12 protein-coding genes and 2 pseudogenes are annotated in these 22,912 nt (G+C 61.5%); 10 read left to right on the top strand and 4 right to left on the bottom strand.

Annotated elements, in window-relative coordinates; translation table 11 throughout:
- The first annotated feature begins 321 nt into the window (after nucleotides 1-321).
- The 7 genes from J2R78_RS43810 (at nucleotide 322) to J2R78_RS43840 (ending at nucleotide 7,921) form a co-directional block, all read left to right on the top strand.
- Entirely contained in the window at nucleotides 322-2,367 is a 2,046-nt protein-coding gene (locus J2R78_RS43810; RefSeq protein WP_253610482.1) for an AMP-binding protein, read from the top strand.
- Complete coding sequence (locus tag J2R78_RS43815; protein ID WP_253610481.1) at nucleotides 2,364-3,764, top strand: PfaD family polyunsaturated fatty acid/polyketide biosynthesis protein; 1,401 nt, start codon at nucleotides 2,364-2,366, stop codon at nucleotides 3,762-3,764. The genes J2R78_RS43810 and J2R78_RS43815 overlap by 4 nt, the downstream gene beginning before the upstream one ends.
- A gap of 108 nt (nucleotides 3,765-3,872) precedes the next feature.
- On the top strand, nucleotides 3,873-4,121 hold the full coding sequence (locus tag J2R78_RS43820) for an acyl carrier protein (RefSeq protein WP_253610480.1): 249 nt from the start codon (nucleotides 3,873-3,875) through the stop codon (nucleotides 4,119-4,121).
- Nucleotides 4,099-5,343 carry a beta-ketoacyl synthase N-terminal-like domain-containing protein gene (locus tag J2R78_RS43825; RefSeq protein ID WP_253610479.1) on the top strand — a complete coding sequence of 415 codons (1,245 nt, stop codon included), beginning with the start codon at nucleotides 4,099-4,101 and terminating at the stop codon, nucleotides 5,341-5,343. The genes J2R78_RS43820 and J2R78_RS43825 overlap by 23 nt, the downstream gene beginning before the upstream one ends.
- Nucleotides 5,344-5,475: 132 nt before the next feature.
- A complete protein-coding gene (locus J2R78_RS43830) occupies nucleotides 5,476-6,240 on the top strand; it encodes an enoyl-CoA hydratase/isomerase (protein WP_253610478.1) in 765 nt (254 codons plus the stop codon).
- Nucleotides 6,241-6,242: 2 nt separating this feature from the next.
- Nucleotides 6,243-7,004: a polyketide synthase gene (locus J2R78_RS43835; protein WP_253610477.1), complete on the top strand. Its 762-nt coding sequence runs from the start codon at nucleotides 6,243-6,245 to the stop codon at nucleotides 7,002-7,004.
- Between the two features lie 173 nt (nucleotides 7,005-7,177).
- Nucleotides 7,178-7,921 carry a 4'-phosphopantetheinyl transferase superfamily protein gene (locus tag J2R78_RS43840; protein ID WP_253610476.1) on the top strand — a complete coding sequence of 248 codons (744 nt, stop codon included), beginning with the start codon at nucleotides 7,178-7,180 and terminating at the stop codon, nucleotides 7,919-7,921.
- Between the two features lie 162 nt (nucleotides 7,922-8,083).
- Here J2R78_RS43840 and J2R78_RS43845 read toward each other — a convergent pair whose 3' ends face one another.
- Entirely contained in the window at nucleotides 8,084-10,201 is a 2,118-nt protein-coding gene (locus tag J2R78_RS43845) for a recombinase family protein (RefSeq protein WP_253610475.1), read from the bottom strand.
- A gap of 149 nt (nucleotides 10,202-10,350) precedes the next feature.
- Between J2R78_RS43845 and tnpB the strand changes: the two genes are divergently transcribed.
- The gene (gene tnpB / locus J2R78_RS43850) at nucleotides 10,351-10,503 is read left to right on the top strand and encodes an IS66 family insertion sequence element accessory protein TnpB (RefSeq protein WP_210241749.1); all 153 of its coding nucleotides are present in this window, start codon (nucleotides 10,351-10,353) and stop codon (nucleotides 10,501-10,503) included.
- A gap of 121 nt (nucleotides 10,504-10,624) precedes the next feature.
- Nucleotides 10,625-12,160 carry an IS66 family transposase gene (locus tag J2R78_RS43855; protein WP_253610474.1) on the top strand — a complete coding sequence of 512 codons (1,536 nt, stop codon included), beginning with the start codon at nucleotides 10,625-10,627 and terminating at the stop codon, nucleotides 12,158-12,160.
- Nucleotides 12,161-12,208: 48 nt separating this feature from the next.
- On the opposite strand, the pseudogene J2R78_RS43860 reads toward J2R78_RS43855, so the two are convergent.
- The 3 genes and pseudogenes from J2R78_RS43860 to J2R78_RS43870 all read right to left on the bottom strand — a co-directional run.
- Nucleotides 12,209-13,192, bottom strand: a pseudogene (locus tag J2R78_RS43860) (IS4 family transposase); the annotation flags it as partial.
- 38 nt (nucleotides 13,193-13,230) lie between these two features.
- The gene (locus J2R78_RS43865; protein ID WP_253610473.1) at nucleotides 13,231-13,587 is read right to left on the bottom strand and encodes a transposase DNA-binding-containing protein; all 357 of its coding nucleotides are present in this window, start codon (nucleotides 13,585-13,587) and stop codon (nucleotides 13,231-13,233) included.
- A 522-nt stretch (nucleotides 13,588-14,109) separates the two neighbouring features.
- Nucleotides 14,110-14,270 (bottom strand): annotated as a pseudogene (locus J2R78_RS43870) (helix-turn-helix transcriptional regulator).
- Nucleotides 14,271-14,643: 373 nt separating this feature from the next.
- On the opposite strand from J2R78_RS43870, the gene J2R78_RS43875 reads away from it, so the two are divergent.
- The gene (locus J2R78_RS43875; protein ID WP_309145065.1) at nucleotides 14,644-22,596 is read left to right on the top strand and encodes an IPT/TIG domain-containing protein; all 7,953 of its coding nucleotides are present in this window, start codon (nucleotides 14,644-14,646) and stop codon (nucleotides 22,594-22,596) included.
- Nucleotides 22,597-22,912 lie beyond the last annotated feature (316 nt).

Consider the following 22,912-nt stretch of genomic DNA (forward strand, 5'->3'; position numbering starts at 1 on the left):
CACCCTTGTTTTGCGGTCTCGACCTCCTCGACGGATCTTCCTTACGCAACGCGTTCGCGGCGCGGGTAGCTTGGCTTGATCACTTGGCACTCTTCCATCCATCGAGCCTTGAGCTAGATGTGTACGAATTGCCTGCCCAAGCATTAGGGGCGGAAATCGTTTCTCACACTACGTTCCACGCGGATGGAGCGTCTTTAGCGCGAACCGTCGGGCGCGCCCTTGCGAACGGCGTTTTGTGGCCTGCGACGAAAATGCCGCCGCGCGTCACGCAGAGCCTCGCTGACCACCTGTCCTGACGAGCTACAAAGGAGCACACCAATCATGTACGAAAATTCTGGCGCAACAACCGCATTTTCAAACTTCATTGAAGTAGTTGCGCATCAGGCCTCAAAAAATCCCGACAAAGTCGCGTTCCGCTTTTTGAGCGAGAGATTGGAAGTTGCCGGCGGCCTCACCTTTGCCGAGTTAGATGCGCGGGCTCGAGCGATCGCCGCTTCGTTGCAACAGCAGTTCATGCCGGGTGATCGGGTGCTTATCGCGTTTCCTTCCAGCCTAGAGTTCCTGTGCGCCTTGTGCGGCTGCTTCTATGCCGGGATGATCGGCGTGCCGATCAACTTACCTGGCAAACGACAGAGTCGAGCCAGCCAAGCGGCGCGCGTCGTCGAAGATTCGGAATGCGTCTGCGTATTGACTCGAAGCGACAAGCTCCAACTGCTTAAAGAGTGGTGTCTCTCGATAAGTGTCAGGCCAATGCCGCTCATTGCCACGGATTTGATTGAGGCGGCTGCGTGCGCAGAGTTCAACTCATACTACGCGAGCCCGGATACGGTGGCGTTCCTGCAATACACGTCCGGGTCGACCGGTACACCGAGGGGTGTTGTAATCAGCCATAATAACTTAGTTCACAATCAAGAACTAATGCGGAAGGCGTTTGCACATGACGAGACAACTCGAATCGCATCGTGGTTGCCCGTTTACCACGACATGGGACTAGTCGCGTCGTTGCTTCACACGGTATATATCGGTGGGGATCTTATCCTGATGGCTCCGCCGACGTTCCTGCAGAAGCCATTAACCTGGTTGCAGTCGATCTCAACGTTTAAGGCGACTACTACGTTCGCGCCAAACTTTGCCTACGAGCTATGTTGTGATCGGATCTCTCCCGAGCAGGTTCGTACGCTCGATCTAAGCAGCCTTACCCTTGCTGTTAACGGCGCGGAGCCAGTGAGACCCAGTACACTGGCAAGGTTTACGCGCCACTTTGAACAGGCGGGGTTCAGATCAAAAGCGCATTGTCCAGCCTATGGTTTGGCCGAATCTACGGTTTGGGTTTCGTCCGCGGTTAGCGGGCAGGAACCAAAAATGGCCTGCGTCAATGCGGCCGCCCTCAAGAATCATCGCGTTCAAGTTGAGGACAACCGCACGGTTGCCACCGATATTGTGAGTGTAGGGCCGTTGAACACCGATCAATGTGTCCGCATTGTTGATCCGCAGACGCAGCGCACGTGCGCACACGATCGCGTCGGCGAGATCTGGATCAGAGGCGGGAGCGTTACAAAAGGGTATTGGAAAGCATCGCCTGCGTCGGAGAAGGAGGGTGACTTTCTTCGAACAGGCGATTTAGGATTTGTGCTCGATAACGAGCTCTATATTACCGGCCGTATAAAAGACGTCATCATCATCAATGGGCTCAATTACTACCCCCAAGATATCGAACGGACCGTACAGGACGCACACCCGGCTCTGAGCCTAGGTCGAGGTGCGGCATTCACCATTGAAACCGGCGCCGGCGAGCGACTTGTGGTCGCTCAGGAGGTTAAGCGCTCGTCGATGGCAAGCCTAGATTTTGCAGAGATACGCCGTGCGGTATCCCTGGCTGTGGCCGAGAATGAACAACCACCGATATTCGGGTTCTTTCTCCTTGAGCCGCTCACGCTTCCAGTCACGACCAGCGGAAAAATCAGGCGTCGAAATACGCGCGACGCCTTGTTGAGTGGGTCTCTGACGTCTCTGTTCAGCTGGTGCTTGCCTGCGCTAGAAGCCGCTTTTGCGAGGCCGGACGCGACCGATCTCTCTCAGCCAACTCGCCCACTGCCAAACCGGACCATTGAAGCGGCGCCGGTAGCCGAATGGATCATTGGTTGGATCACTGAGAATCTACAAGTTCGCGCAGAAGAGGTCGATACGCACACCGCATTTGCCGAGCTGGGAATGGACTCTGTGAGGACGATCGAATTCGTGACGGCGATGAGCGAACATTTTGGCGTTAAATTTGAACCCACACTGCCCTGGAGCGCGCCAACCATCGAACAACTCGCTTCCGAGGCCTGCAAATATTCTCTCCTCGAGCGCTTGTCCGGAACATGACCCTATCGCATAGCATGGAGTTCGGAAGTCCTAGTCAATCTGCGATCCGCGCCGAGGCGCTTGGAAGCGCGCAGTTTCGTGCAGACTATGGCCTCAAGTACGCGTACCTCGCGGGGGCGATGTACAAGGGGATCGCGTCCGTCGATCTCGTGGTTGCGTTGGGACGTGCTGGCTTTATGGGCTATCTAGGAACCGGAGGCTTATCGTTAGTCGAGGTCGAGGCGGCTCTTCGGAACATACAATCCATACTTAAGGTTGGAGAGCCCTACGGCGCAAACCTGCTATTCAATCCGGACGTCCCCGCCTTGTTAGAGCGCACGGTAGATCTATATCTGGACTGTCAGGTGCGCCACATTGAGGCGGCAGCTTTCGTCGAAATTGTGCCTGCACTAGTCCGTTATCGTTTGCATGAAATTTCGCGGGAGCGGGATGGCGCGGTTCGCACGCCTAATCGCGTACTGGCCAAGGTCTCGCGCCCAGAAGTTGCCGCTCAGTTTATGAAACCAGCACCAGAACCGTTCGTACGTCAATTGCTAGAAGCGGGCATACTCAACACCACGCAGGCTGAACTCAGCCAACGTGTCCCGATGGCGGACGACGTCTGCGTCGAAGCGGATTCTGGTGGCCACACGGATCAAGGGATGGCGTACGCACTACTGCCCGCCATCTTGTTTCTCCGCGATAAGATCATGCAAGGCACAAACTACGAAAGGATGGTCCGTGTGGGGGCTGCTGGGGGCATTGGTACGCCGCACGCGGCCGCCGCGGCCTTTGCGATGGGTGCAGATTTTGTCCTCACAGGCTCGATAAATCAATGCACGGTCGAAGCCCGCACGAGCGAGGTCGTGAAGCAACTGCTGCAAGGGATGAACGTGCAGGATACAACCTATGCTCCTGCCGGAGACATGTTTGAAGCTGGATCAAAGGTACAAGTTCTGCGTAAGGGCCGCTTCTTTGCGGCACGCGCCAACAAGCTATATGAGCTTTATCAGCGCTACGATTGTCTTGAGGATATTGATGCTGAAATGCGGCAACACATCGAGACGAAAATATTTGGTCGATCATTCGACGCCGTCTGGTGCGAGACCGCTGCCTATTATGCAACGGCTAATCCCGCGAAGCTTCTAGACGCGGAGCGCCATCCGAAACGGAAGATGGCATTGATTTTCAAATGGTATTTCATACACAGCATGCGCTTGGCATTGCGCGGCGCGACGGAGCAGTCGGCGGACTTTCAAATTCACTGTAGTCCCGCACTCGGTGCATTCAATCAATGGGTTAAGGGGACGCACTTGGAAAGTTGGCGCAATCGTTATGTCGCGGAAGTCGCGGCTGTCCTTATGAACGAAGCGGCTGCATTGCTCACTCATCGTCTGTGCAACTGGGTAGGGCGATAATGTGCAAAGCGTCCGCAGCAAACGTGAAACCCCACACCCGCGTCAGAGCCGTGGCTACCGAGAATAGCGACGACTCTATATCGAGCATACATGGAGAGGAGCTAATCTGTGACAAGTGAAGAGATCTTCAATATCATCACACGTAGCACCTATGAAGTTCTTCCAGAGTTGCGCAGTCATACGTTGTCGCGCAACGACAGTTTTGCAAATCTCGGCGCCAATTCGATGGATCGCGCCGAAATCATTGCAATTGTACTTGAAGAATTGGCCTTGCGCATCCAGCGATCTGAACTGTTTGGGCCACAGAATATTGGCGAACTCGCGGATTTGCTGAATGCAAAACTTGGTCAATCCTGAGTTCATAATCAGCGGCGTTGGTGTTTTGACGCCAATCGGCGTAGGACGAACGCAATTCGCTGATGGCTTAATCAGTGGTCGTAGTTCCTTCGGTGTGATGCGGAGGTCCGGACGGCAACGAGGCACGGAATTTCTAGGAGCCGAGCTTCCCGATCTAGCTTGCCCTAAAGTTTTGCCGGAGAAGCTTTGGAGGAGCGCCACGCTCTCGGCTCAAGCCGCGCTGGTGGCGCTATGCGAGGCTTGGCAGGATGCTAATTTAGCTGCGGTAGATAGCCAGCGAATAGGACTAGTTGTCGGAGGTTCAAACTTCCAACAACGTCAGATCGTACAACTTCAAGATGCGTATCGAGAGCGTTTTGATTTTGTCAGGCCAAACTATGCCCTGAATTTCATGGATACCGACTTATGTGGAGTCTGCACCGAAGGGCTCAACATTCGAGGGCTTGCTTATACCATCGGCGGCGCGTCGGCGAGCGGCCATCTTGCGATTATACAAGCACTGCAGGCAGTGCAAACCGGTCAGGTAGACGTCTGCATTGCGGTCGGCGCGCTTATGGATCTCTCATACTGGGAGCTCCAGGCGCTTCGCTTCAGTGGCGCCATGGGCTCGGATCGCTTTGCAAAGAATCCGTCGCTGGCTTGCCGACCGTTCGACAGCGAACGTGATGGTTTCATCTTCAGTGAGTGCTGTGCGGCCGTTGTGGTCGAACGCGCCGACGGCATCAAGCGAGAGAATGTAAATCCTTATGCTGCGTTTCGCGCTTGGGCTACAGCATTCGACGGAAATCGCAACCCGGATCCTTCGTTGGATGGTGAGATCGCAGCGCTTCAGCGAGTGCTCGCGGATGGCGGCTTGACACCAAGGGACATAGACTATGTCAATCCGCACGGCAGCGGATCGATAGTTGGCGACGCGATCGAACTTGACGCCATCCGCGCATGTGGGCTCGACCATGCGTACATCAACACGACCAAATCGCTTACGGGGCATGGATTAAGCGCCGCCGGGGCGACCGAAATCGTTGCCACAGTGCTGCAAATGCGGGCGGGTATGCTGCACCCATCGCGCAATCTCTCGCAGCCGATTGACCCAACCTTGAACTGGGTCGGTGAAAATGCGGTTCCTCATCCTATAAATCGCGCCGTGAACATTAGTCTTGGCTTCGGCGGCATAAACACAGCGATATGTCTACAGCGTTGCAGTTCCAAGAATGAGCAATAACTACAAAAACGCAAGTGTAGCGCAGAGTATTGGGTATCGGCGTCTGGATGGCATATCTGGCTGGAGCAACTGGAGCATCTTCGCCAGCTCACCCGCTTACCCCGGTACGTGAAAAAGAGAGCCAGGTGTAGAATGAACTTCGAAAGCGTGCGCATCCGTTTGGACGACAATGTCTGCTTTATTCAACTTGACCGCCCTCAGGCGAACAACGCGATTAATCGCCAGCTTATCGAAGAGTGCCATCGAGCACTCGATGAGCTCCAGGGGGCGGCAGTTGTTGTTGTGTTGGAGGGGTTGCCGCACGTGTTTTGCTTTGGTGCAGACCTTCGTGAGTTAAGCGCTGGAGGCGCTTACGAGAAGTCGTCGCCGCCGGATCTTGCAGCCCTATATGACTTGTGGCTTCGGCTCGCATCTGGGCCTTTCGTAAGTGTCGCACATGTACGTGGCCGGGCTATTGCCGGCGGAATCGGCTTCGTTGCCGCTTGCGACATCGTAATCGCCGACTGTACAGCTACGTTTAGTCTTTCTGAGATGCAGTTCGGGATCATACCGTCGTGCGCGTCGCAATTCTTGATTCGGAGAATTGGTCAGCAGAGGGCGCGCTATATGACGCTCTCAACACATCCTATCGATGCAAAGCAAGCGTTCGCTTGGGGGCTAGTGGATGCGCTTGAAACTGACAGCAAGCCCCTTCTTGGCCGTCATTTGCTGCGCCTCAGCCGATTATCGAAATCAGCCATCCGGCGCTATAAAGATCACGTCAAGATTACGAATGATGCCCTCTGGCAGAACCGGGACGCCGCGCTTGGCGCCAGCGCCGAGTCGTTCGCAGACGCAGAGGTTCAGAGTTTGATCAGAGGCTTCGTCGAAAATAGCCGACACCCCTGGGAGCGATAAACGTGACGAACCAAACAACAGTGGACCTGAGAGAGATAGAACCAGGCATCATGCTGCTCAGAATGCAAGAGCGCGACGGAAAAAACACGTTTACTAGTACCTTCATTGACGGTCTTTTGAGCGCATTCGACGAGATCGACAAGAATATGTCGTGCAAGGCCGTTATCCTCACTGGGTATGATACGTACTTCGCTTGTGGGGCAACAAAGGAGTTGTTGCTGGCCCTACACAAGGGGGCTGCCAAATTTTCCGATGTTAATCTTTACAGTCGGCCGCTTGAATGTGCAGTTCCCGTTATCGCAGCAATGCAAGGTCACGGTATCGGGGGGGGCTTCGTTTTCGGATTGTTCGCCGACATCATAATTCTCGGCAAAGAAAGCCTCTACACGGCGAACTTTATGAAATACGGCTTTACCCCAGGTATGGGCGCAAGTTGTGTAGTGCCAGCCAAACTTGGAACTGCCCTGAGCGCGGAATTACTTCTCGGCGCGGGTACTTACTCTGGAGCCGAGCTTGCCCGCCGTGGTGTTCCTTTCGCCGTTCTTCCTCGATCGGAAGTAGTTGATCACGCCATAAAGATCGCCCGCGAGCTTGCTTTGATGCCACGGACGTCGCTTATGCTCCTCAAGAAGCATCTTGCTGCACCTCTTCGCGCAGAACTGCCGCGCTTCATAGCAATAGAGGAGAGTCTGCACAAGGAAACGATTTGCGAGCCTGAAGTCAGGGATAGGATTGAAGCTTTGTTTGAAGGATTGCAAAGGTAACGAGCAGAAGCGATGTTCATTGCAAGCGCAGGACCCAGTCGCTCAGTCGTTTGTTCGCGGCGAATGTTCAAGAAGCCCGTATTCCGTACTCAAGGAAGGCTTCCGTGCACTAAAGTCACCCCAATGAAACCAAGGTTGTCCTTTCCACGAACTTATCGGGCTTGAGGGCTCTAATGTCGAGTGTGGGGCAATGTGCTCTTGACTTCGGACAGGTTGACGTATGGCTGACATCGCTGTCTGACATCGGCGGAAAGGAACAACTCACCTACCAGCGATTATTGAGTGACTCTGAGCGTGTGAGGTGGCAGCGATTTGCGGTGCCGGGCGCGAAACTGCAGTTTCTGGTTGCTCGCATACTTCTTCGCTCGATACTTTCTCAGTATACGGGTGTGCCCTTCGAATCTTGGGAATTTGAAGTTAATGAATATGGGCGGCCCCGCGTGTTGCACCCGAGCGAGTTTCGCGACATTCAGTTCAATTTGTCTCATACGGAGGGGCTTGTCGTTTGCGCAGTGGCTAGAGAATGCGAAATTGGGATTGATGTCGAGTGTACCCGGCGAGCTTTAGATGTCATGTCGTTGGCGCAAACGATTTTGTCGCCGCGAGAACTTTCGGCGTTGACCGGCGCACCTCCGGCGTATCAGCAAAGGCGTTTTTTCCAGTATTGGACGTTGAAAGAAGCGTTCGTAAAGGCACGGGGGATCGGTTTGACCCTCCCCCTTGACGAGTTCTGGTTCGACCTGAATGAAGCGTTTCCGCGGGTGCATTTTTCACCAAACTTTCCTTGTAAGGCAGAACGTTGGCAGTTTCGTCAGTATTCTCCCACTCTCCAACACATGCTTGCAGTAGCTGTTTCTCTGGCTAAGAGCGATTTGGATATCCGTTTGCAGTGGGTGGTCCCGGCAGCACGCTTGTAGCGCCCACTATCACGCGTTTATCCGCACGCGCTGTTCAGCGGCTCCGTTCAGATGTAACGTAAGCGGCAAGGAGACCTTTCAATTAGGGGCCGCCGCGGCGACCTGATCAAGATCATTTGGCATGATGGCCAGGGCGCATGTCTGTTCACGAACTACGTGCATTCATACTACACCTCCTTCAGCTTCAGTTGAGGGTTTTAGCACCAGTGACGTCGTGAGGGCGGCGGCTCGATCGACAAGACGATTCCATCGGCTGCATTGCTTGCGGGGCAGGTTCGATGTGGGAATCTCGTATAGGCAATAGTGTGCATTGTAGGCATGCCTGGTAACGAGTCCATGTTCAGCCCACCTTGCGAGGGTCGTTTCGTGGATGTTAAGGCGCGCCGCGGCTTCCCGTTTTGTCAGCATTCCGCGATCTCGCAGTCGGTCATAGCGTGAGTGCAAGCCATAGCGATGGACGAGATATGCGACCCGCAAGGCCGTGAAGCGGGTCTCATGGCGGCCGGGGCGCGCTGATCCACCCGGGCGATATCCTTGCTGGTTGAGAAGTTCGGCAATCTCGGAATAGATGTGTTTGTCGAGGAGCTTGTCGACCAACTCGACGATACCGGGTTGCGTCTTGACCTGCTGCGCGGAAGATTTTGGGCTCATGGTGGTGAGCGTTTGGATTTTGCCGCCCTTGAAGCGAACATGAATTTTGGTGGTTCGTTCCGCCGGCATCTTGATGAGGGTGACATCTTCGATGATGTGGGCGAGCAGCCGTTTGCGTTCACGATCCGGCGTGTCTGGATCTGCCCAAAGCTTTTTGAAGTCGACGGTCATCGCGGTCAGCCGCTCGCGAACAGCTTCATCGAGGAAGAGCTGATCCTGCTCTCGCGCGCGCTCGCGATCGTCGCGGGCTTTGGCCAGCACGCGGAGCTTGTCATTCCATTCGCCTTCGAGCGTGTCGGCGACGAGACGATTATTGGGGTCGACCAACATGAAGCGGCGCTGAGCGAGATCCGCTTCGATTTTGGCCCGTTCGATCGCCCGACAGCGCAGCCGGTCTGCTTCCTCATACCTGGCTTCGATCTCCTTGCGGATGTCGAGCGTCAACTCGACGGCGGCCGGCGTCATCTGTTCGGCAATCAGCATGCCGATGGCTTTATCGATCTGAGGCCCGGCGATTGACTGGCAGTTTGGCTCGCCACGATAACCGTGAGCGCGATCACAGACGTACCAGGCATCCAGCCGTCCGCGCCGGGCAGTGTAGCGGATGCGAAAATGTTTACCGCATTGCCCGCACACCGCCCGTCCTTGCAGCAGTGCCGTCCCCTCCCGAGGAGGCGATGCGCGCGCCACTTCATATCCTCGACCGTTGGTCTTGAGAATTTTGAGATTCTCCTGGAACTGCTCCCACGTGATGTAGCCGGGATGGGCATCCGGGATACAAGCCAGCCAGTCATCGTGGTCACGCCGCTGCAGAGTCTTCTTACCGTCGATGGTTCGTCGATAGCGCCGGCGTCCATAGGCGTAGGCGCCGGCATACCGCGGATTGTTCAAGACGCGTATCGCCGTTGACGCGGTCAGTGTCCGAAACACCGTGGTCTCGCTGTTGCGCAGACGCGAGGGAAACAGAAGGCCCTCCTTGCGAAAGGCCTTGACGGTCTGGCATGCGGAGCCCACGCGAGAGAACGTGTCGAAGAAATGGACGATTGTCTCCCTGATCTGAGTGTCGGGATCGAACGTCACGTTGCCGGAGTGGTCATAGATCAGCCCGGTTGGCAAGACGCAGCGGTACTCGCCGCGCCTGACCTTGTTGAGGATTCCGCCGCGCAGCCTTGCTTTGATCACATGCAACTCGGCCTCACTCATTGTGCCCTTGAGCCCGAGCAGGAGGCGGTCATTGAAGCTTGACGGATCGTAGACGCCATCCTCATCGAGGATCAGGGTGTCGGCTAGTGCGCAGATCTCCAGCAAACGCTGCCAGTCAGCATTGTTCCGCGCCAGGCGGGAGACCTCCAGGCCCATCACGATGCCGGCGTGCCCCATGCCGACGTCGCTGACCAGGCGCTGAAAGCCCTCGCGCCAGACAGCCGATGCACCGGACTCGCCCTGATCGCTGTCGATGACGATTATTTGCTCGTCGCGCCAGCCAAGGGCAATTGCGCGTCCACGAAGTGCATATTGCCGCTTCGCGCTCTCGACGTTCTCGATGACTTGTCGCATCGAGGACTGGCGAATGTAGAGGTAGGCACCCCGTTCGAGGTGGTGAGGCTGGACTTTGAGGGACTCCTTCATGGCGTTCTCCGCTCGGGTGTGCTCATCGCCATTGTCGCGAGCACGTAAACGACAGCTGTGTGCTCGTTACGCGGCACTGGTGGAGTATACGAGGCAACTGACTGTTGAACGGGGGCTGCGGCGGCCATCCGAAGAGTCTGCATTCTCAGTTGAGGTACAAGCGGTTGGAGCGCGGCCGCTTTTTGTGGCCATCGCTGGCGGACGGCGTTGTGACGATCAGCGTTGCGCAACTATCCTATCTCCTGTCCGGAATTGACTGGCGAATGCCGCAGGCAACCTGGCGTCCGCAGGCTTCCGGTTAAGCTGTGGCTTATTGACTCACGAGGGAGATCGGTCGCGAATTTTAGCGGCGAATATGATTGATTTGCCCTCGTGACAACGCCTTCCGATCCGCTTCCCGCCGACCTTGCCGCTGCGCACGCAATGATCCTTGCGCAGCGCGAACAACTGGCGCTGGCGAAGAGCGAAGTGACCGTCGGTCGACTGGAAATCGAGCGGCTGAAGCTGATGCTGGCCAAGGCACGGCGCGAACAGTTCGGGCAATCCTCCGAACGCGGCAAGCTGCTGGTCGAACAGCTCGAGCTTGCCATCGAGGATCTCGAAGAGACGCAGGCCGAACAGGAAACCAAAGCCGAACTCGCCGCGCCAGGGGCCGCCAAGGAGAAGCGCGCGCAAAATCCACGGCCGCCGCGACGTCCGTTGCCGGACAATCTGCCGGTCGAGCGCGTCGTCGAACCCGCGCCTTGCGCATGTGGTAAGTGCGGCAGCGAGCGGCTGCATAAGCTCGGCGAGGTGGTCTCGAAGACCCTGGAATGCGAGCCGCGGCGCTGGAAGATTATCGAGCATGTCCGCGAAAAGTTCTCCTGCCGAGATTGCGAGGCGATCACAGAGGCGCCGGCACCCTCCCATCCGATCCCGCGAGGCTTTGCCGGGCCGAACCTGCTGGCGATGGTGCTGGTCAACAAGTTCCTGCTGCATCAGCCGTTGAACCGGCAGAGCAAGACCTATGCCCGCGAGGGGATCGAGATCGACGTCTCGACCTTGGCGGATCGGATTGGCGCCTGCGTGGTAGCACTCGCTCCCATTATTGAGGCCATCCGGATCCACGTCATGAGCGCGGAACGCATCCACGCCGACGATACGACGGTGCCGGTGCTGGCCAAGCTTAAGACGGTTACCGGCCGGATCTGGACTTATGTTCGCGATGACCGGCCGTTTGGCGGCACGGATCCGCCGGCGGCCCTGTTCTACTACTCACGCAACCGGGCTGGAGAACATCCGCAAAGCCATCTTGCCGGCTATGTGGGCCTCATGCAGGCCGATGCCTTCGATGGATATAACCAGCTCTACAAGGCCCAAAGGAAGCCGGCTCCGATCCTGGAAGCGGCGTGTTGGAGCCACGGCCGCAGAAAGTTCTTCGACCTGGCGAAGTCTGGAGAGGCGCCGATTGCCAGCGAGGCCGTGCGACGCATCGATACCTTGTTCGAGATCGAGCGCACCATCAACGGCAAAACGCCGGAACAGCGGCTTGCGACACGTCGTGATCAGTCGAGGCCGATCGTCGCCGATCTCGAAATCTGGATGCGCCAGCAGCGAACCTTGCTCTCATCAGGCAACGATACTGCGAAGGCGATCAACTACCTGCTCAACCGCTGGGCGGCGTTCACCCGCTTCCTGGAAGATGGCCGCATCTGCCTCTCTAACAACGCTGCCGAACGAGCGCTACGCGGTGTGGCTGTCGGAAGACGAAATTGGACCTTCGCCGGTTCAGATGCTGGCGGCAATCGTGCCGCCGCTGTCTATACCCTGATCGAAACCTGCAAGATGAACGACGTTGATCCGCAAGCCTGGCTCGCTGACGTGCTGGCCAGGCTTCCTGATCACCCCGTCAACAAAGTCGCCGACCTGCTCCCGTGGAATTGGAAGGCGACCCAACAGTCCAAAGCGGCTGCTGCCTGAACGCCGCGGCAGACCGCCACGCCTGCCCGGGGTGCTGGCCGGATGCGTACATTGGACCGGGAGATCGGTGAGGAGCTTCCACTCGATTTTCTTTCGCCGCTTCGGCCTTCCCCGCTCCTGAGCGTGGATCACGGTCAGAGTGAGTGCGGGATATTTCGTCTGTTTGCCGATCGGCGGCAGGACGCGTATCTTGCGGTACCTGATCTCAAGAACGGCGTCGTCGGGATCGCCTTTGTCGTCCTTGACCTTGATCCGATGTAGACCCTTGATCGTCACCTCGTCCATTTCGTCGGCAATTGTATGATTGCCGTCCTCGGCAAGCCGATCAACACAGGTTCGCACCAGGAAATGCGTTCCGACCTCCTCGGCCAGGCAAAACAGCTCATAGATGTCGCTCTCGCGATCACCAATATGAACGCATCGTCCAGGAGCAGCGAGAAGGTCGGTCGATTGCCGTAAATTCTCGAGCCAGCGGATGCTCTCCTTCTGCTCGATCGGCACCCGTGTCGGATTGATCTTTCGCTTCAGCGCCGTCGTCCCCTTGAACTTCTTGCGGGTCCAGAACTTGATTGCCGACAGTCCGAGCGGAAGCCCCTCGGTCGTCACGGCGAGACTAGAATGCATCAGGATGCCGCACTGTGTGCGTCCTGCCGTCTTGCCCGTAAAGCCGATCAGATCCGGCTTCTCGCGCTTGAAGCTGAATTCCGTCGTGTCATGGAGGACGAGGATCGGTCCCTCCGTCGCCGCTACGCGCCCGCGCGTCGCCTCGAAATGACCGCAAAGAATATCCGCCTCATTGACCCGCTCGTTGGAGAAGAAGCGATAGACGGCCTTCGTGTTGGCCCAGTCCTGACAAACCAACGGGATGCTTTGACCCATGTCGCTTCCGACTTGTGCGAGCAATTTGCAGAACCGGCGACCAAGCCGCTCATCCTTAAACTTGCATCCCGCAGTTTCTCGATCAACCCACGTCTCGATACCGGTCGTCAATCGCTGAGCACGCGTCTCCGCGCGTTCCTTCACCAACCCCATCGAGCACCCCACTTCCGAATCAGGTGCTCAACAATGAATCACAACAGATTCTGCCGATTCAAGATTTCGCCCGCCGCGCCTCGCTCAAATCCGACGTCAAATGTGGGTAATTGAAAGCCGCGCGTCGCCTCGAAATGACCGCAAAGAATATCCGCCTCATTGACCCGTTCGTTGGAGAGGAAGCGATAGGCGGCCTTCGTGTTGGCCCAGTCCTGACAAACCAACGGGATGCTTTGACCCATGTCGCTTCCGACTTGTGCGAGCAATTTGCAGAACCGGCGACCAAGCCGCTCATCCTTAAACTTGCATCCCGCAGTTTCTCGATCAACCCACGTCTCGATACCGGTCGTCAATCGCTGAGCACGCGTCTCCGCGCGTTCCTTCAACAGACCCATCGAGCACCCCACTTCCGAATCAGGTGCTCAACAATGAATCATAACAGATTCTGTCGATTCAAGATTTCGCCCGCGGCGCCTCGCTCAAATCCGACGTCAAATGTGGGTAATTGAAAGTTCTTCGAGACCGTCCCGGCTCGAAGCACCGCTTGAGTCGGGAGCTGCCGCCAGTTCTTCACGAACGACTAATTCGCCTATTTTGGGGACGATAGCCGCTCTGTCACGGCGTGCGGCGAGCTTTCACGGTTCCTTCCCTATGTCCGTAGCGGACGTATTTTCGTTGTCGGCGGCAATCCGCGCGGCGAAGTCCTCGCCCGTCATACGTCTGCCAATGATGCGCACCAGCCTGAGGGCGACTTGAGCGATCTTCGCAACACCTCGGGATCGGGACCGCCCACGTTATCGTTGGCCGGGATGGGATAGTTTAAGGGATCGGTCCATCATCCCGGCGTCATGGTCGACGGCCTTTCCGCGCGGCTATTCGTTGTCGTTGACGGCGCGCCACGAGGCGGGGTTTGCGACCTATCTGTCGGTGTCGGATTCGTGCGAGCCTGTACCGTTGGCGCTGATCCTGAGCTGGGCGGGGAACGTGCCCTCGGCGATCTTGCGGTAGATGGTGCAGCGAGATAACCGGTTCGGGAAAGCACTATCTTGAGACGAATGATGCGATCTGGTTGGCACATGGCGGCGCTGCCTCCTGCCGGCTGGTTCTGACGATTGCCGAGACCAGACAGGACAGGCCATCACGCGCGCGCAAGGCACAAAATCCTGCAGTGCGCCGAGCGGCGCACAACCGGCGTCAGGCGGCGCGGGCGCGGCATGACATGCGAAGCTGGCAGGTCGAGCGCCGCGGGCGCTCGCGGCATCTGATTAGAAGATTTCTTTTTTCAAATATTCTGACCGTTATTCCGATAACTGGTGTTCAAAACATTTTATGCGCGCCCCACGGCTATCCGTACGCCGTTTGGGGGTTAAGTGGTGCTTTATTCGTTTTATGCCGTTCTCGGCCGTGCAATCCGCTTGATCTTTCTGGCCGCCGTCGTGCTCGCTGGCTCCATGACCGCTGCGAGCGCCCTAGGGAATGACAAGACGCCCACGGTGACGTCGATCTCGCCAACATGGGGCTCGGAGGCGGGCGGCACCAAAGTGAAGATTGAGGGCGCATATTTTCTTGCGACGGGCGTACCAAACATACATGTGAGTGCGGTAAAATTCGGTAATGCCGATGCGCAAAGCTTCGAAGTGAGATCTGAGCAGGGAGGCTCTGCCTTTAATCGTCACATTTGGATCGTGGCGGTGTCGCCGGCCGGAACCGGCACGGTAGATATTACCGTGGTGACAAACTATGGGACCTCGGCCACCTCTGCTGCGGATCGCTTCAGCTATGTCGGCGCGCCGACGGTGACGTCGCTGTCGCCGACCTCCGGTCCGGAGGCCGGCGGCACGGTGGTGACGATCGCCGGCACCAACCTGGCCAATGCCAGCGCGGTGACGTTCGGCACCAGTGCGGCGCGGATCACGGCGAACTCGGCGACGTCGCTCACGGTGACCTCGCCAGCCGGCAGCGGTGTGGTCGATGTCACGGTGACGACGCCGGGCGGCACGGTGTCGCCGGGCCGCTTCAGCTATGTCGCGGCGCCGACGGCGACGTCGCTGTCGCCGACCTCCGGTCCGGAGGCCGGCGGCACGGTGGTGACGATCGCCGGCACCAACCTGGCCAATGCCAGCGCGGTGACGTTCGGCACCAGTGCGGCGCGGATCACGGCGAACTCGGCGACGTCGCTCACGGTGACCTCGCCAGCCGGCAGCGGTGTGGTCGATGTCACGGTGACGACGCCGGGCGGCACGGTGTCGCCGGGCCGCTTCAGCTATGTCGCGGCGCCGACGGCGACGTCGCTGTCGCCGACCTCCGGTCCGGAGGCCGGCGGCACGGTGGTGACGATCGCCGGCACCAACCTGGCCAATGCCAGCGCGGTGACGTTCGGCACCAGTGCGGCGCGGATCACGGCGAACTCGGCGACGTCGCTCACGGTGACCTCGCCGGCGGGGACCGGTGTGGTCGATGTCACGGTGACGACGGCCGGCGGCACGGTGTCGCCGGGCCGCTTCACCTATGCGCCGGCGCCGACGGCGACGTCGCTGTCGCCGACGTCGGGTCCTGAAGCGGGCGGCACGGTGGTGACGATCAGCGGCAGCAACCTGGCCAATGCCAGCGCGGTGACGTTCGGGGCCAGCGCGGCGCGGATCACGGCGAACTCGGCGACGTCGCTCACGGTGACCTCGCCGGCGGGGACCGGTGTGGTCGATGTCACGGTGACGACGCCGGGCGGCACGGTGTCGCCGGGCCGCTTCACCTATGCGCCGGCGCCGACGGCGACGTCGCTGTCGCCGACGTCCGGTCCGGAGGCCGGCGGCACGGTGGTGACGATCAGCGGCAGCAACCTGGCCAATGCCAGCGCGGTGACGTTCGGCACCAGTGCGGCGCGGATCACGGCGAACTCGGCGACGTCGCTCACGGTGACCTCGCCAGCCGGCAGCGGTGTGGTCGATGTCACCGTGACGACGCCGGGCGGCACGGTGTCGCCGGGCCGCTTCAGCTATGTCGGGGCGCCGACGGTGACGTCGCTGTCGCCGACGTCCGGTCCGGAGGCCGGCGGCACGGTGGTGACGATCGCCGGCACCAACCTGGCCAATGCCAGCGCGGTGACGTTCGGCACCAGTGCGGCGCGGATCACGGCGAACTCGGCGACGTCGCTCACGGTGACCTCGCCAGCCGGCAGCGGTGTGGTCGATGTCACCGTGACGACGCCGGGCGGCACGGTGTCGCCGGGCCGCTTCAGCTATGTCGGGGCGCCGACGGTGACGTCGCTGTCGCCGACGTCCGGTCCGGAGGCCGGCGGCACGGTGGTGACGATCAGCGGCACCAACCTGGCCAATGCCAGCGCGGTGAAGTTCGGGGCCAGTGCGGCCACCAGCTTCACGGTCAATTCGGCGACGTCGCTCATCGCGACCGCGCCGGCGGGGACCGGTGTGGTCGACGTGGTGGTGACCACCCCGGGCGGCACCAGCGCGACGTCTGCGGCCGACCAGTACACCTATGCGCCGGCGCCGACGGCGACGTCGCTGTCGCCGACCTCGGGCCCCGAGGCGGGCGGCACCAGCGTGACCATCACCGGCACCAACCTGGCCAATACGATATCGGTGTGGTTCGGCCCCAACATGGCGCGGATCACGGCCAAGTCGGCGACCTCGATCACCACGATCACGCCGAGGGGGACCGGGACGGTCGACGTGGTGGTGAACAACCCGGGCGGCACGGTGTCGCCGGGCCGCTTCACCTATGTCGGGGCGCCGACGGCGACGTCGCTGTCGCCGACGTCTGGTCCTGAAGCGGGCGGCACGGTGGTGACGATCAGCGGCAGCAACCTGGCCAATGCCAGCGCGGTGACGTTCGGGGCCAGCGCGGCGCGGATCACGGCGAACTCGGCGACGTCGCTCACGGTGACCTCGCCGGCGGGGACCGGTGTGGTCGATGTCACGGTGACGACGGCCGGTGGCACGGTGTCGCCGGGCCGCTTCACCTATGTCGGGGCGCCGACGGCGACGTCGCTGTCGCCGACGTCTGGTCCTGAAGCGGGCGGCACGGTGGTGACGATCAGCGGCAGCAACCTGGCCAATGCCAGCGCGGTGACGTTCGGGGCCAGTGCGGCGCGGATCACGGCGAACTCGGCGACGTCGCTCACGGTGACCTCGCCAGCCGGCAGCGGTGTGGTCGATGTCACGGTGACGACGCCGGGCGGCACGGTGTCGCCGGGCCGCTTCAGCTATGTCGCGGCGCCGACGGCGACGTCGCTGTCGCCGACGTCGGGTCCTGAAGCGGGCGGCACGGTGGTGACGATCAGCGGCAGCAACCTGGCCAATGCCAGCGCGGTGACGTTCGGGGCCAGCGCGGCGCGGATCACGGCGAACTCGGCGACGTCGCTCACGGTGACCTCGCCGGCGGGGACCGGTGTGGTCGATGTCACGGTGACGACGCCGGGCGGCACGGTGTCGCCGGGCCGCTTCACCTATGCGCCGGCGCCGACGGCGACGTCGCTGTCGCCGACCTCCGGTCCGGAGGCCGGCGGCACGGTGGTGACGATCGCCGGCACCAACCTGGCCAATGCCAGCGCGGTGACGTTCGGCACCAGTGCGGCGCGGATCACGGCGAACTCGGCGACGTCGCTCACGGTGACCTCGCCGGCGGGGACCGGTGTGGTCGATGTCACGGTGACGACGGCCGGTGGCACGGTGTCGCCGGGCCGCTTCACCTATGTCGGGGCGCCGACGGCGACGTCGCTGTCGCCGACGTCTGGTCCTGAAGCGGGCGGCACGGTGGTGACGATCAGCGGCAGCAACCTGGCCAATGCCAGCGCGGTGACGTTCGGGGCCAGTGCGGCGCGGATCACGGCGAACTCGGCGACGTCGCTCACGGTGACCTCGCCAGCCGGCAGCGGTGTGGTCGATGTCACGGTGACGACGCCGGGCGGCACGGTGTCGCCGGGCCGCTTCACCTATGCGCCGGCGCCGACGGCGACGTCGCTGTCGCCGACGTCGGGTCCTGAAGCGGGCGGCACGGTGGTGACGATCAGCGGCAGCAACCTGGCCAATGCCAGCGCGGTGACGTTCGGGGCCAGCGCGGCGCGGATCACGGCGAACTCGGCGACGTCGCTCACGGTGACCTCGCCGGCGGGGACCGGTGTGGTCGATGTCACGGTGACGACGCCGGGCGGCACGGTGTCGCCGGGCCGCTTCACCTATGCGCCGGCGCCGACGGCGACGTCGCTGTCGCCGACGTCCGGTCCGGAGGCCGGCGGCACGGTGGTGACGATCAGCGGCAGCAACCTGGCCAATGCCAGCGCGGTGACGTTCGGCACCAGTGCGGCGCGGATCACGGCGAACTCGGCGACGTCGCTCACGGTGACCTCGCCAGCCGGCAGCGGTGTGGTCGATGTCACGGTGACGACGCCGGGCGGCACGGTGTCGCCGGGCCGCTTCAGCTATGTCGGGGCGCCGACGGTGACGTCGCTGTCGCCGACGTCCGGTCCGGAGGCCGGCGGCACGGTGGTGACGATCGCCGGCACCAACCTGGCCAATGCCAGCGCGGTGACGTTCGGCACCAGTGCGGCGCGGATCACGGCGAACTCGGCGACGTCGCTCACGGTGACCTCGCCAGCCGGCAGCGGTGTGGTCGATGTCACCGTGACGACGCCGGGCGGCACGGTGTCGCCGGGCCGCTTCAGCTATGTCGGGGCGCCGACGGTGACGTCGCTGTCGCCGACGTCCGGTCCGGAGGCCGGCGGCACGGTGGTGACGATCAGCGGCACCAACCTGGCCAATGCCAGCGCGGTGAAGTTCGGGGCCAGTGCGGCCACCAGCTTCACGGTCAATTCGGCGACGTCGCTCATCGCGACCGCGCCGGCGGGGACCGGTGTGGTCGACGTGGTGGTGACCACCCCGGGCGGCACCAGCGCGACGTCTGCGGCCGACCAGTACACCTATGCGCCGGCGCCGACGGCGACGTCGCTGTCGCCGACCTCGGGCCCCGAGGCGGGCGGCACCAGCGTGACCATCACCGGCACCAACCTGGCCAATACGATATCGGTGTGGTTCGGCCCCAACATGGCGCGGATCACGGCCAAGTCGGCGACCTCGATCACCACGATCACGCCGAGGGGGACCGGGACGGTCGACGTGGTGGTGAACAACCCGGGCGGCACGGTGTCGCCGGGCCGCTTCACCTATGTCGGGGCGCCGACGGCGACGTCGCTGTCGCCGACGTCTGGTCCTGAAGCGGGCGGCACGGTGGTGACGATCAGCGGCAGCAACCTGGCCAATGCCAGCGCGGTGACGTTCGGGGCCAGCGCGGCGCGGATCACGGCGAACTCGGCGACGTCGCTCACGGTGACCTCGCCGGCGGGGACCGGTGTGGTCGATGTCACGGTGACGACGGCCGGTGGCACGGTGTCGCCGGGCCGCTTCACCTATGTCGGGGCGCCGACGGCGACGTCGCTGTCGCCGACGTCCGGTCCGGAGGCCGGCGGCACGGTGGTGACGATCAGCGGCAGCAACCTGGCCAATGCCAGCGCGGTGACGTTCGGCACCAGTGCGGCGCGGATCACGGCGAACTCGGCGACGTCGCTCACGGTGACCTCGCCAGCCGGCAGCGGTGTGGTCGATGTCACGGTGACGACGCCGGGCGGCACGGTGTCGCCGGGCCGCTTCAGCTATGTCGGGGCGCCGACGGCGACGTCGCTGTCGCCGACGTCGGGTCCTGAAGCGGGCGGCACGGTGGTGACGATCAGCGGCAGCAACCTGGCCAATGCCAGCGCGGTGACGTTCGGGGCCAGCGCGGCGCGGATCACGGCGAACTCGGCGACGTCGCTCACGGTGACCTCGCCGGCGGGGACCGGTGTGGTCGATGTCACGGTGACGACGGCCGGTGGCACGGTGTCGCCGGGCCGCTTCACCTATGTCGGGGCGCCGACGGCGACGTCGCTGTCGCCGACGTCTGGTCCTGAAGCGGGCGGCACGGTGGTGACGATCAGCGGCAGCAACCTGGCCAATGCCAGCGCGGTGACGTTCGGCACCAGTGCGGCGCGGATCACGGCGAACTCGGCGACGTCGCTCACGGTGACCTCGCCAGCCGGCAGCGGTGTGGTCGATGTCACGGTGACGACGCCGGGCGGCACGGTGTCGCCGGGCCGCTTCAGCTATGTCGGGGCGCCGACGGCGACGTCGCTGTCGCCGACGTCGGGTCCTGAAGCGGGCGGCACGGTGGTGACGATCAGCGGCAGCAACCTGGCCAATGCCAGCGCGGTGACGTTCGGGGCCAGCGCGGCGCGGATCACGGCGAACTCGGCGACGTCGCTCACGGTGACCTCGCCGGCGGGGACCGGTGTGGTCGATGTCACGGTGACGACGGCCGGTGGCACGGTGTCGCCGGGCCGCTTCACCTATGTCGGGGCGCCGACGGCGACGTCGCTGTCGCCGACGTCTGGTCCTGAAGCGGGCGGCACGGTGGTGACGATCAGCGGCAGCAACCTGGCCAATGCCAGCGCGGTGACGTTCGGCACCAGTGCGGCGCGGATCACGGCGAACTCGGCGACGTCGCTCACGGTGACCTCGCCAGCCGGCAGCGGTGTGGTCGATGTCACGGTGACGACGCCGGGCGGCACGGTGTCGCCGGGCCGCTTCACCTATGCGCCGGCGCCGACGGCGACGGTGACCTCGCTGTCGCCGGCCTCCGGACCCGCGTCCGGCGGCACGTCGGTGACGATCACCGGCACGGGCTTGACTGGCGCGAGCGCGGTGAAGTTCGGCGCCAGCGCGGCCACCAGCTTCACGGTCAATTCGGCGACGTCGATCAGCGCGACGGCGCCGGCGGGGACCGGCACGGTTGACGTCACCGTGACCACGCCGGGCGGCACCAGCGCGACGTCCGCGGCCGACAAATTCAGCTATCAGGCAATTACGAGCGTGACGCTGGCGTCGTCGCTCAATCCCAGCAGTTACGGTCAGCCCGTCACCCTCACCGCGACCGTCACCGGATCCGGTGGAACGCCGGCCGGGACCGTGGTCTTCAAGGATGCCGGCGCGGTGATCGGCTCCGCCACGCTGTCCGCAGGCATTGCCTCCTTCGCCACCACGACGCTCGCGGTCGGAACTCATTCGATTACGGCCAGCTATGGTGGCAACACCGTATTCGCCGCGAGCACCTCGCCCGTCCTCAGCCAGACCGTCAATATCCCGGCCGACAGTGTCAAGCTGCGTCAGCTGCAGGTCAACCTCTCCAGGATCGTGGCGCAAAACTCCGGACAGGCGATCTCGGGTGCGATCGACGATGCGATCAGCGAGGGATTCGCCCAGGACTGGATCTTCGCGACCCCGGGCCAGTTGGGCGTCCGTTTCAATTTCGCCGCGGACCCTTACGAGAGCCGCGACGATCAGGGCGATGCGGCGTCCACGTCCGGCACCGGACCCCGCAGCAACATCTTCGACAGCGGAGCAGGCAACGCATATGGCGCGGCCCCCGCGTCTGGCGGCAGCCGACGCAATCCCGCGTCGCGGATCAATGACACCTTCGCCGCGATCGATCCGCAGACGCCGCGCAAGGTGTCGCCAAAGAGGATCCGGGAGAACAAGGACTGGCTGTTCTGGGTCGACGTTCGCGGCACCGGTCTAGATCGCCTGACCTCGACGACCACTGCGGCCGGCATGACCACGACCGCTGCGCCGCTCTACGGCCTACAAGTCAATGCGCTGGCGGGACTGACGTACAGGATGTTGCCTAACTTCCTTGTCGGTGTGGTCGGCGGCTATGAGACCTTCAATTACACCGAGCAGGACATCAACGGCAAATTGACCGGCAACGGCTGGACCGTGGGTTCATATCTGGGCTGGAAGATCACGCCTTCGCTGCGCTACGATGCAGCCGTGGCCTATTCCGGCATCGGCTACAACGGTGTCGCCGGCACCGCCCAGGGCAATTTCAGCGGCAACCGCTGGATGCTCTCGACCGGCCTGACCGGCACCTACCAGGCGCTGGGTTTCACCATCGAACCGTCAGCCAAGGTCTACGCACTTTGGGAGAAGCAGGGCGCTTACGTCGACTCGCTCGGCACCCGCCAGGCGAACTATGACTTCTCGACCGGCCGTGCCTCCGGCGGCGTCAAGTTGGTCTATCCCTTCACCTGGGCCGACAGCATCCTGCTGGCTCCCTATGCCGGTGTTTACGGCGACTACTATTTCAACCTGGACGATGCTGCCGCGATCCTGCAGGCAGGCGGCCTGCCGCTCGCCTCGACACCGCTGCTTCAGGGCTGGTCAGCGCGGGCGGCCGCCGGCATCAACGCCAGATTCGAAAATGGGGTGATGGTTGGTGCAGGCGCCGAATACGGCGGCATCGGCGCCAACTTCCAGACCTGGACCGTCAAACTCAGAGGCCAGATGCCATTCAACGCTCAGTGACAAATGCTCAGCATCGAGAATGGTCAAACATGGCAATATAGGAGGCCAGATGGGGTGAGCAAGGGCCTGCTTGCGAGGCAGGCTTCAAAACCAATGTCGAGAGCAAAATAAATGAGACAACGGACCGTACTCGGGAGTATGGATGCGTGAGGCAATGCGGTGGTGGTGTTTGCGTCGCAAGGGCTGTTCGGCAGGCTGTTACGCTTGCAAGTCTTCCGTGAAGAACTTCCCAAGCCATTGAGCGGGAGTCGATTTCTGGACCGGAGAGAGGTTTGAGATTGCAAGCTTTCGGGCTTGGAGGAGCCAAAAGCTTGCA

Origin of the sequence: Bradyrhizobium sp. USDA 4538, from assembly GCF_024171045.1 — a bacterium.
In the GTDB taxonomy this organism is placed as follows: Bacteria; Pseudomonadota; Alphaproteobacteria; order Rhizobiales; family Xanthobacteraceae; genus Bradyrhizobium; species Bradyrhizobium australafricanum.

Excerpts from the sequence above, each read along its gene's own strand:
- J2R78_RS43825 (WP_253610479.1), top strand. The coding sequence starts at position 4,099 with ATGCAAAACTTGGTCAATCCTGAGTTCATAATCAGCGGCGTTGGTGTT.
- J2R78_RS43815 (WP_253610481.1), top strand. The coding sequence starts at position 2,364 with ATGACCCTATCGCATAGCATGGAGTTCGGAAGTCCTAGTCAATCTGCG.
- J2R78_RS43810 (WP_253610482.1), top strand. The coding sequence starts at position 322 with ATGTACGAAAATTCTGGCGCAACAACCGCATTTTCAAACTTCATTGAA.
- J2R78_RS43865 (WP_253610473.1), bottom strand. The coding sequence starts at position 13,587 with ATGGGTCTGTTGAAGGAACGCGCGGAGACGCGTGCTCAGCGATTGACG.
- J2R78_RS43875 (WP_309145065.1), top strand. The coding sequence starts at position 14,644 with ATGACCGCTGCGAGCGCCCTAGGGAATGACAAGACGCCCACGGTGACG.
- J2R78_RS43840 (WP_253610476.1), top strand. The coding sequence starts at position 7,178 with ATGTCGAGTGTGGGGCAATGTGCTCTTGACTTCGGACAGGTTGACGTA.
- J2R78_RS43830 (WP_253610478.1), top strand. The coding sequence starts at position 5,476 with ATGAACTTCGAAAGCGTGCGCATCCGTTTGGACGACAATGTCTGCTTT.
- J2R78_RS43845 (WP_253610475.1), bottom strand. The coding sequence starts at position 10,201 with ATGAAGGAGTCCCTCAAAGTCCAGCCTCACCACCTCGAACGGGGTGCC.
- J2R78_RS43855 (WP_253610474.1), top strand. The coding sequence starts at position 10,625 with ATGATCCTTGCGCAGCGCGAACAACTGGCGCTGGCGAAGAGCGAAGTG.